The 9,349-nt window shown below is 65.9% G+C and carries 10 protein-coding genes; 3 read left to right on the top strand and 7 right to left on the bottom strand.

The genetic code is table 11. The annotated features are described in order from the left end of the window. Positions 1 to 125: 125 nt before the first annotated feature. Entirely contained in the window at positions 126 to 1,316 is a 1,191-nt protein-coding gene (tyrS, locus tag ACLFQI_RS08410; RefSeq protein ID WP_410758458.1) for a tyrosine--tRNA ligase, read from the bottom strand. Between the two features lie 326 nt (positions 1,317 to 1,642). Here tyrS and ACLFQI_RS08405 point away from each other — a divergent pair, with 326 nt between their 5' ends. After that, a complete protein-coding gene (locus ACLFQI_RS08405) occupies positions 1,643 to 1,885 on the top strand; it encodes a hypothetical protein (RefSeq protein ID WP_410758457.1) in 243 nt (80 codons plus the stop codon). 48 nt (positions 1,886 to 1,933) lie between these two features. Here the strand turns inward: ACLFQI_RS08405 and erpA are convergent, their stop codons facing one another. From erpA to ACLFQI_RS08380, 5 genes are all read right to left on the bottom strand, one after another. Beyond that, the gene (erpA, locus tag ACLFQI_RS08400; protein ID WP_410758456.1) at positions 1,934 to 2,284 is read right to left on the bottom strand and encodes an iron-sulfur cluster insertion protein ErpA; all 351 of its coding nucleotides are present in this window, start codon (positions 2,282 to 2,284) and stop codon (positions 1,934 to 1,936) included. 62 nt (positions 2,285 to 2,346) lie between these two features. Further along, a complete protein-coding gene (locus ACLFQI_RS08395; protein ID WP_410758455.1) occupies positions 2,347 to 3,090 on the bottom strand; it encodes a DUF6776 family protein in 744 nt (247 codons plus the stop codon). Positions 3,091 to 3,157: 67 nt separating this feature from the next. After that, positions 3,158 to 4,189 carry an N-acetyl-gamma-glutamyl-phosphate reductase gene (argC, locus tag ACLFQI_RS08390; RefSeq protein ID WP_410758459.1) on the bottom strand — a complete coding sequence of 344 codons (1,032 nt, stop codon included), beginning with the start codon at positions 4,187 to 4,189 and terminating at the stop codon, positions 3,158 to 3,160. A 45-nt stretch (positions 4,190 to 4,234) separates the two neighbouring features. Continuing rightward, on the bottom strand, positions 4,235 to 4,597 hold the full coding sequence (locus ACLFQI_RS08385) for a HesB/IscA family protein (RefSeq protein WP_410758454.1): 363 nt from the start codon (positions 4,595 to 4,597) through the stop codon (positions 4,235 to 4,237). A gap of 93 nt (positions 4,598 to 4,690) precedes the next feature. Continuing rightward, positions 4,691 to 4,855: a rubredoxin gene (locus ACLFQI_RS08380; protein WP_410758453.1), complete on the bottom strand. Its 165-nt coding sequence runs from the start codon at positions 4,853 to 4,855 to the stop codon at positions 4,691 to 4,693. A 170-nt stretch (positions 4,856 to 5,025) separates the two neighbouring features. On the opposite strand from ACLFQI_RS08380, the gene hemL reads away from it, so the two are divergent. Further along, complete coding sequence (gene hemL / locus ACLFQI_RS08375) at positions 5,026 to 6,312, top strand: glutamate-1-semialdehyde 2,1-aminomutase (protein ID WP_410758452.1); 1,287 nt, start codon at positions 5,026 to 5,028, stop codon at positions 6,310 to 6,312. A gap of 89 nt (positions 6,313 to 6,401) precedes the next feature. Continuing rightward, the gene (locus tag ACLFQI_RS08370; protein ID WP_410758451.1) at positions 6,402 to 8,531 is read left to right on the top strand and encodes a VTT domain-containing protein; all 2,130 of its coding nucleotides are present in this window, start codon (positions 6,402 to 6,404) and stop codon (positions 8,529 to 8,531) included. On the opposite strand, the gene ACLFQI_RS08365 is transcribed toward ACLFQI_RS08370, so the two are convergent. After that, complete coding sequence (locus tag ACLFQI_RS08365; RefSeq protein WP_410758450.1) at positions 8,449 to 9,090, bottom strand: flavin prenyltransferase UbiX; 642 nt, start codon at positions 9,088 to 9,090, stop codon at positions 8,449 to 8,451. The two genes, ACLFQI_RS08370 and ACLFQI_RS08365, sit on opposite strands and share 83 nt — an antisense overlap. Positions 9,091 to 9,349 lie beyond the last annotated feature (259 nt).

The raw sequence follows: 9,349 nt of genomic DNA, 5'->3' as shown, positions 1-9,349 counted from the left end.
CCACCACCCCGTGGCTCAAAACAGTTCCTCGCTGGGCAGACCGACAAGTATACGCACTTTCGAGAGAGTGTCAAACATTTTTTTGATCCGGATGTTTGCGGCTCGCGCCACCAGACCAAAACCCGCTAACCCAACGTCACCCGTGCAAACCGACGCTTGCCTACTTGGAGCAGATGAGTGCCACCACTCAGGAAACGTTGCTTGGCATCTGCAAGACGTTCCCCGTCGACGCGGACGGCGCCTTGGCCGATGAGCCGGATCGCTTCGGAAGTGCTAGCGACTAGGTTAGCGTCTTTGAGCAGTCTTGACAACGCCAGACCTTCATCCCCAACCTCCAGGGTCAGCTCGGCGACATCATCCGGCACCTGCCCGCGCTGGAACTGGTTCAGGAAAGCATCGCGCGCGGCCGCCGCCTCGGAGCCGCCATGGAACCGCGTCACCAGGCTCATCCCAAGCTCGATCTTGATGTCGCGCGGGTTCGCGCCGGCGTCGACGGAGGCGCGCAGCGCCGCAAGCTCCTCGGGCGTGCGCGGGGTTAGCAGCTCAAAGTAACGCCACATGAGCCGATCCGAGATCGACATCAGCTTGCCGAACATCTCGGCCGGCGGATCATCGATGGCGATGAAGTTGCCGAGCGACTTCGACATCTTCTGCACGCCGTCGAGCCCCTCGAGAATCGGCAGCGTCATCACCACCTGCGGCTCCTGTCCGGCCTGTTCCTGCAGCTGACGGCCGACCAGCAGATTGAACTTTTGATCGGTGCCGCCGAGTTCGACATCGGCCTCCAGCGCCACCGAGTCGTAGCCTTGGATCAGCGGGTAGAGGAACTCATGCACCGCGATCGGCTGATGCTCACGATAGCGCTTCGAGAAATCGTCGCGCTCCAGCATGCGCGCAACCGTCTGCTGCGCCGCCAGCCGAATCAGTCCTTCCGCGCCGAGTTGGCCGATCCAGGTCGAGTTGAACACGACCTCGGTCAGTTCAGGCTCCAACACCTTGAAGACTTGCGCCTGGTAGGTGGCGGCGTTGGCCGCGACCTCTTCGCGCGAGAGCGGCTTACGGGTCACATTCTTGCCGGTCGGATCACCAATCATGCCGGTGAAATCGCCGATCAGGAAGAGCACCCGGTGGCCGAGATCCTGGAACTGGCGCAGCTTGTTCAGCAACACGACATGGCCGAGATGGAGATCGGGCGCGGTCGGATCAAAGCCGGCCTTGACCCGCAGTGGACGCCCAAGCGCAAGCTTCTTGCGCAGCGCCGCTCCAGTGAGCACCTCATCGGTGCCATGCACGAGTTGATCGAAGGAGTCTGACATGCACCTATCAGCCAAAATGAGACCTGCTCCGCCCCGTCGCCCCGGAGCGAGCAAGAGATGCGGGCTCGATAACCCTTAAGATTGCCATGACAAGAGAGGGATTGCCAGACCGGTATCCAGGAGCCAGGCCGGCGCGCCAGGCGAGCCAGCGCTGCGCTGGCGAAAGCGCCCTCATTCCGAGCGATCCTGGCCACCCAAGGCGATTTCCGTCGATCGCCGAGATAAGGTAGGCGCCCCTCGGCGCCGCACTTTACTTAGCGTCTCAGGCTTCTCTAAACTGAGCCGGACACACGACACGCGAGCCCCGAACCTACGGAACCAGACTCATGCGCGACTACAAAAGCAGCGGAGGCTTCAGCCTGCGAAAGCGCCGGCGCTTCCCGCGAGGGCTGATCTTTCTCGCCGTGCTGATACTCATCGCGGCTGGACTCGGCTATGTCTTCACCGAATACCTCGCCAACCCGGCGAACACGGCACTGACGAAGCCTTCGTCGGGACGCAGCGCGATCCCTCTCCCCATCCCGGGTCAACAGGGAGAACCAGAGCCCGCCGACAACGAGGCCGACTGAGGAAGACGCGTGCGCCCGTTGTCCATGGCGCTGATACCCCTGACAACCTCAGACCCCGAATGACGACCCGCAACCGCAGGTAGTGGTCGCATTCGGATTGCGGATCACGAACTGCGCCCCCTGCAACCCCTCGGTGTAGTCGATCTCAGCCCCGCTGAGGTACTGCAAGCTCATCGGATCGACTAAGAGCTTGACCCCATCGGTCTCGATCTCGGTATCGCCATCCTGGACGGACTCGTCGAAGGTGAAACCATACTGGAACCCCGAGCAGCCTCCACCTTGGATGTAGACCCGAAGCATCAGACCTGGTGTCTCCTCCTGCTCGATCAGCGAGGCCACCTTGGCGGCGGCCTGCGAGGTGAACACCAGCGGCGCATCAAGAGCAACGGCTTCTGTCATCAGGAATACCTCAGTAAAAGAGTTCGTCTTCAAGTGCTAAACAGTGGGGACCGCCGCCCCGATCATTCAACCTCCAGCTGCTCGACCAGCCCACGCGCATCGAACACAGGCGTTGGCAACATGAAGGCATCGGCCGCCTCGGGCCACAGGAAGGCCTCCGCGGAGCGCGCGAGCGAGGCTCCCTCGGACCCAGGATCGGGTTCGATCTCGACGATCAGGCGCTCGGGCTCGGCCCCATCGGGTAGCACGATATCGCCGCTCACCGCCTGGAAGTGCTCGAAATCAAGCGCAACCTCGGCGGCGGACGATCCCGGCAAGGCGTCCAGCGACAGGATCTGCTCTTCGCCGCCAACCGTCACCGCGACACGCAGCAGCGCCCGGCCTCGCGTCCGCTCGTTCTGCGGCACCAGCTGGCTCAGGATCATCCTGTAACCATAGTGACCTGGCGCAAGTCCCTTGCGCAACTGGAACTCCTTGACCTCGACCACCCCCTGCCGTCCATCCTGAAGCAGACGCTGCAGATAGGTCACCCGCTTGCTCAGCAGCAAACGCTCCCGTTGCAACTCGGCGAGCGACTGTTGCGCTTGCCGTTTCGCCTCGCGGTCCATCTGGTGGGCACGGGCCAGACGCAGGCGTTCCTCGCGTCCACGCGCCAGCGCTTCGGAGAGGGAGGCGACCTCGGCACGCAGTGCCGCGGCACTCGCCAAGGCCTCGGCGGCATCATGGCGCGCGAGTCCGTAGCCGAAGGCAAGGGTCGCACCGATGACCAGCAACCAGCCGAGCGTGACCGCCAAGCGAAAGAGCACGCGCCCGCGGCCACGCGCGCGACGATAAGGCCCGGGGTTGCCTCGCGGGTTCCAATCCACCGCAGGCTCAGGGCGCCCATGCCGACAGCGCCAATCCCGTAGCCTCGTCCCATCCGCACATGATGTTCATGTTCTGCACCGCCTGCCCCGCCGCGCCCTTGACCAGATTGTCGATCACCGACTGCACGACCACCACGCCCGCGCCCTGCGGTTCGAGCACCGCAAGCCGACAGAGATTGGTGCCGCGCACCGAGCGCGTCTCGACCACCGCGCCCGCCGGCAACACATCGACGAAGCGCTCCGCGCGATAACGCGCCTCGAACAACGCTTGCAGATCCAGATCGCGCGCTAGCAGAGTGGCGTACAGACTGGCCTCGATGCCGCGCACCATCGGCAACAGATGCGGCACGAAGGTCAAGCCGATCTCGGTCCCGGTCGCGCGCCGCAGGGTCGCGCAAATTTCCGGCTGGTGGCGATGCCCGCCGACGCTATAGGCCTTGAAGCTCTCGCCGCACTCGGCCATCAGCAGGGCGGTCGAGGCCTTGCGCCCGGCGCCGCTGACGCCGGATTTAACATCGGCGATCAGCCGCGCCGCATCCACCGCCTCGGCCTCCAGCAACGGCAGCAGACCCAATGTGACGGCGGTTGGATAGCAACCCGGGTTGGCGACCAGCCGCGCCCCGGCGATCGCCGCCCGATTGATCTCCGGCAGCCCGTAGACCGCCTCCTCGACCAGCGCCGGCGCGGCATGCTCCATCCCGTACCAACGCTGCCAGACAGCCAGATCCTTGAGGCGAAAATCCGCCGCCAGATCGATCACGCGCACGCCGGCCTCGAGCAGCGCGGCCGCCTCGTTCATCGCCGTGCCGTTCGGGGTGGCGAAGAACACCAGATCACAGTCGCTCAGCCGGGCTGTTTCCGGTGTCGAGAAGGCGAGATCGATCTCACCGCGCAGCGCGCTGTGGTACTCGGCGACGCCGGTCCCCGCGACCGCGCGCGAGGTGACCGCCGCCACCGCGACGTGCGGGTGACGGACCAACAGGCGCAGCAATTCGGAGCCGGTATAGCCGGTGCCACCGACGATGCCAACCTTCATCATCGCCATCTCGCCGACGCCCGATCGCTGCGCTTCACGGCCCTCGGCTCAACCACAGCTGCCACCGGCGGAGCCGCAGGTCCCGCAACCGCCAGCGGCCGACGGCAGATTGTTGAAGACGAAGGTCGCGTTGCCATCGCCCGGATCGACGAAATCGATCTCGACGCCGCGAATATGCTCCAGGGTGCCGTCATCGACCACGAGCTTGTAGCCGTCGAAGTCCCGGATGCCATCATTCGGGTTGACGGCATCGGTGAAGGTCATGCCAAAGCTGACGCCACTGCAACCGCCAGCAGCCGCGTAGACACGCACGCCCTGGATGGCCTCGTCAACCTCTTGGAAGAGTTCGGCCAGCTTCGCTTGCGCCGAGGGGGTCATGGACAGATCAGCCTCGGTAATGAGAGTCTGCATGATCAATGCTCCGATTCTGGATCGCTGAAACCTTGCAATGTACAGCAGCCCCGTCCCTCAGCGCCAGACGCGAGCGCGCTGAAGCGACCCGGCTCAGACCTCGACCATCTCGAAATCTTCCTTGCCCACCCCGCACTCGGGGCATTCCCAGGTCGAGGGCACATCCTCCCAGGCCGTGCCAGGCGCAATCCCGTCCTCGGGCCAACCCTCGGCTTCGTCATAGACCAGCCCGCACACCAAACACACGTAACGCTTCATGGTCCTCGCTTCGTCCTCCGCTAGAATGCTGGGTGAATGTTCGATCGACAAGGGATCAGGGTTGCGCGCCGCCTTTTCAACGCGCGCCGATCATGTCACGGTTGCCAAGCGTGCACGGTCACCAGAAAATGGCCGACCCTCACTTCCCAACCCTTCTCAGGAGCCAACCCATGTCCCGATCCCACGACCTCTTCGGCGCCGCCCAGCGCCATATCCCGGGCGGCGTCAACTCGCCGGTGCGCGCCTTTCGCGGCGTCGGCGGGGACCCGGTCTTCTTCGAGTCCGCCGCCGGGGCCTATGTCACCGATGTCGACGGCAAGCGCTACATCGATTATGTCGGTTCCTGGGGGCCGATGATCCTCGGCCACACGCATCCCGAGATCCTCGCTGCGGTCATTGAGCGCGTCACCATGGGGTTGTCGTTCGGCGCGCCCACCGAACTCGAGACGCTGATGGCGGATAAGGTCTGCGAGCTGGTGCCCAGCATGGACCTGGTGCGCATGACCAGCTCCGGCACCGAAGCGACGATGAGCGCGCTGCGCCTGGCGCGCGGCTACACCGGCCGCGACAAGGTGATCAAATTCGAGGGCAACTACCATGGCCATGTCGACTCGCTGCTGGTCAAGGCCGGCTCCGGCATGCTCACCCTCGGCGAGCCCAGCTCCCCAGGCGTGCCCGCCGCGCTCGCCGAGCTGACCCTGACCCTGACCTACAACGACATCGAGCAGGTGCGCCAGACCTTCGCCGAGATCGGCGACCAGATCGCCTGCATCATCGTCGAGCCGGTGGCCGGCAACATGAACTGCATCCCGCCGGTCCCTGGCTTCCTCGAGACGCTGCGCGAGGTCTGCGATGCGCACGGCGCGGTGCTGATCTTCGACGAGGTCATGACCGGCTTCCGCGTCGCCCGCGGCGGCGCCCAGGAGCGCTACCGCGTGACTCCGGACCTGACCGCGCTCGGCAAGATCATCGGCGGCGGCATGCCGGTCGGTGCCTTCGGTGGCAAGCGCGCGATCATGGAGCAGGTCTCGCCGCTCGGCCCGGTCTATCAGGCCGGCACCCTCTCCGGCAATCCGATCGCGATGAGCGCCGGCTTGAAGACCTTGGAGTTGATCTCGGAGCCCGGCTTCTATGACCGCGTCGCGGCCCAGACCGAGCGCCTCACCAACGGCCTGGAAGAACGCGCGCGCGCCTCGGGCATCGGCTTTAGCGCCAACCGCGCCGGGGCCATGTTCGGCCTCTTCTTTACCGATGCCGGCCCGGTCACCAACTACGCGCAAGCCACCGCCTGCGACCAGGACCAATTCCGCCGGTTCTTCCATGCCATGCTCGAGGCCGGCGTCTACCTCGCGCCGTCGGCCTTCGAGGCCGGTTTCGTCTCCGGCGCCCACGGCGATGCCGAGATCGACGCCACGCTAAAGGCCGCCGACAAGGCCTTCGCGACGCTCGCGCGCTGAGCCAGCTCCCGTTCGACCAGGCCGAGCCAGCGTTCGCGATGGCCGATCCCTTGCGCACCAGCCGCCTGCCGCCAGGCGTCTGAGGCGCGATGGAGGGCTTCTTCGTCCCGCTCCTCGACGGGATCGGCGCGAACCCGACCTGGGCCTATGTCGTCGTCTTCCTGGTCGCCTTCGCGGAATCGGTCGCCGTCGTTGGCATGGCGGTGCCCGGGGTGATGATCCTGTTCGCCGCCGGCGCCCTCATCGCCAGCGGCGAACTCGCCTTCTGGCCCACCGCCACCTTGGCCATCGCCGGCGCCATCGGCGGCGACAGCCTGAGCTACTGGATCGGCGCCCGCTATCGCAGCCAGATTCGCGCGCGCTGGCCGTTCAATCGGCACCCAAAACACCTCGATCGCAGCGTCGCCTTCTTCCAGAAGTACGGCGTCATGAGCGTCGCCTTCGGTCGTTTCGTCGGCCCGGGGCGGGCCATCATCCCGCTGGTCGCCGGCATGATGCGGATGCCGCGAATGCACTTCGCCGCCGCCAATATCAGCTCCGCGATCGCCTGGGGGCCGGCCTATCTGGCGCCAGGCATCGTCTTCGGTGCCTCGCTCAAGCTGGCCGCCGAGGCCGCCACCCGCCTCGCCTTCCTGCTGATGATCCTGAGCGCGCTGATCTGGGTCGCCGTCTTGACCGCACGGCGGCTATTCCTGCTCCTGAGCCCTCAGGCCTCGCACTGGGTGCAAGCCCTGCTGCGCTGGGGCAACCTCCATCCAGTGCTCGGACGCACCGCGCAGGCGCTCGCCGACCGCCAGCATCCGGATGCCGCCACCCTCGCCGCCCTCGCCCTCGCCCTGATCGCTGCGGTTGCCGTGCTCAGCCTCTCCTTGAGCGCCGATCTCTTCGGTGCCTCGCAGCTGCGCCTCAATCAGTTCGCGCTCGACCTTGGCCAAAGCCTGCATACCCCATTGGGCGACCAGCTCATGGCCGGACTCAGCCGCCTCGGCGAGCCCGTGGTGACCATCCCGCTGGTCGTCGCCATCCTCGTCTATCTGCGTCTCAGCGGTCAGCAACGCGCCTTAAAATACTGGCTCGCGGCGCTCGCCTTTACCCTTCTGGTCACGCCCAGCCTGGGCTGGCTCGTGCGCATCCCGCGACCCGATCTCGGCCTCGGCCTGCGTTGGCCCTGGTCGTTCCCCAGCAGCCAGGTGTTGAGCGCCACCGTGCTGTATGGCTTTCTCGCCATCTCGCTCTCGCGCCCCCTCGCGCCGCGCTGGCGTTGGATGCCTTACGCCCTGGCCGCCGCGCTCACCACCGCAGTCGCGCTGGCGCGACTCTATGTCGGCGCCGCCTGGCTCACCGACATCGTCGCCAGCATCGCCCTTGGCCTGCTCTGGATCGCCGCCCTGGGGCTCGCCTTTCGGCGCCATACCGAGCCGCCCGAGCAGGCCCTCGGTCTCGTGCTGGTGACCCTGATCGCCGCCAGCGCCGCCTTCACGGTCGCCACGTTCACGCAACAACAGCAGGACATCGCGCGCCATCAAGCGACACAACCGCTGATTCGCATCACCGAGACCCAATGGCGCGCGCGCCGGAAGCTGCCGATTCCAAGCCACCGCGAAGACCTCTGGCATCGCAATCGACGCCCCTTCGATATCCAGTACGCCGGCGCGCTCGATCGCCTCGTTCAGGCGCTTGCTCCCCAAGGCTGGAAGCCCGCCGAGAGGCTGAACTGGCACAACGCGATCAAGCTGCTGTCGCCCTCGCTGCCGCTCGCCGCATTGCCGGTGATCCCGCATGTGCACGACGGACATCACGATGATCTCATCCTGGTCAAGGATCTCCCGGATGGCCGCCGCCTGGTGCTCCGTCTCTGGGCCACGCGCGCCCAGATCGGCGCCAGCACGCCGATCTGGGCCGGCAACGTCACGGAGGTCGTCAAGGAGACGATCGTCGACCTGCTGGCGCTGCCGATCACCCTCCCCGTCGAAGGGATCGGCAAGCAGGATTGGCTCCCCGACTTCGCACGGACGCCGATGCTGAACATGGACATGGGCACGCCGATCCTGCTGGCGCCCAGGGAGCGGGGTTTGCTCTCGACGCCGTTAGCCGGCAACGCCGCCCTCCAAAGCCGCATGCCACCGCGCTTCCATCTCACGCATCTCCGGATTCCTCGCCCCAGCGCGCCAAGAGGCGATGCGGCACCCCGAGATGATCGAGCACCCGCGCGGCCATGAAATCGATCACCTCGTCGACGCTCTGCGGATTGAAATAGAAACCGGGATTGGCCGGCATGATCACCACCCCGGCCCGCGCCAGACGCAGCATGTTCTCGAGATGGATGGTCGTGAACGGGGTCTCGCGCACCACCAGGATCAGCTTGCGGCCTTCCTTCATGGTCACATCGGCCGCGCGGTCGATCAGATCCTCGCTCAACCCCGCGGCGATGTTGGCCAGGGTGCCGGTGGTGCAGGGCACGATCGCCATCGCATCCGGCGGATTGGTGCCGCTCGCGACCGGCGCGGTCCATTGCTGGCGACCAAACACGCTGAGTTGGCCCGGCTGGGCGCCCAGATAGTCGGAGAAGAAGCGCTCGGCCTCTTTTGGCCGACTCGGCACCTCGAGCCCCGACTCCATGCGCAACACCACCTGCGCCGCCTGTGAGATCAGCAGATAGACGCGCACCTCGGCGTCGATCAGGCCCTGCAAGACCCGCAATCCGTAGCCGGTCCCGGAGGCCCCGGTCAGCGCGATGGCAACGGTTTTGGTCCAGCGGGTCGAGGTCGATGCGATCATGGAAGAGTCATTCGATTCCAGCGAGTTGTATGGCCATTCGCCCTGACGCGCGGATACGAACATCCGGTGGACTCTGGGCTTCTGTGTCAGGGTTGTCCGGCAATCAGGTCGAGCGGCCATCACGCAGCTGGGCGCCGCGCGGGGCGTGCCCTGACGGCCGGAGCGCCCGTCACCTCGCGGGGGACCCGCCAATGCCTCCAGAGGACGAACACACTCAGACGGTTGCATGTGAGGCGAAGCGCTCAACCGCTCTTTCTAG

The sequence above is a fragment of the Halochromatium sp. genome, assembly GCF_046541315.1.
Taxonomy (GTDB): Bacteria; Pseudomonadota; Gammaproteobacteria; order Chromatiales; family Chromatiaceae; genus Lamprobacter.
The sequence above is the reverse complement of the archived record's forward strand: the minus strand, read 5'-3'. Positions and strand labels throughout refer to the sequence as shown.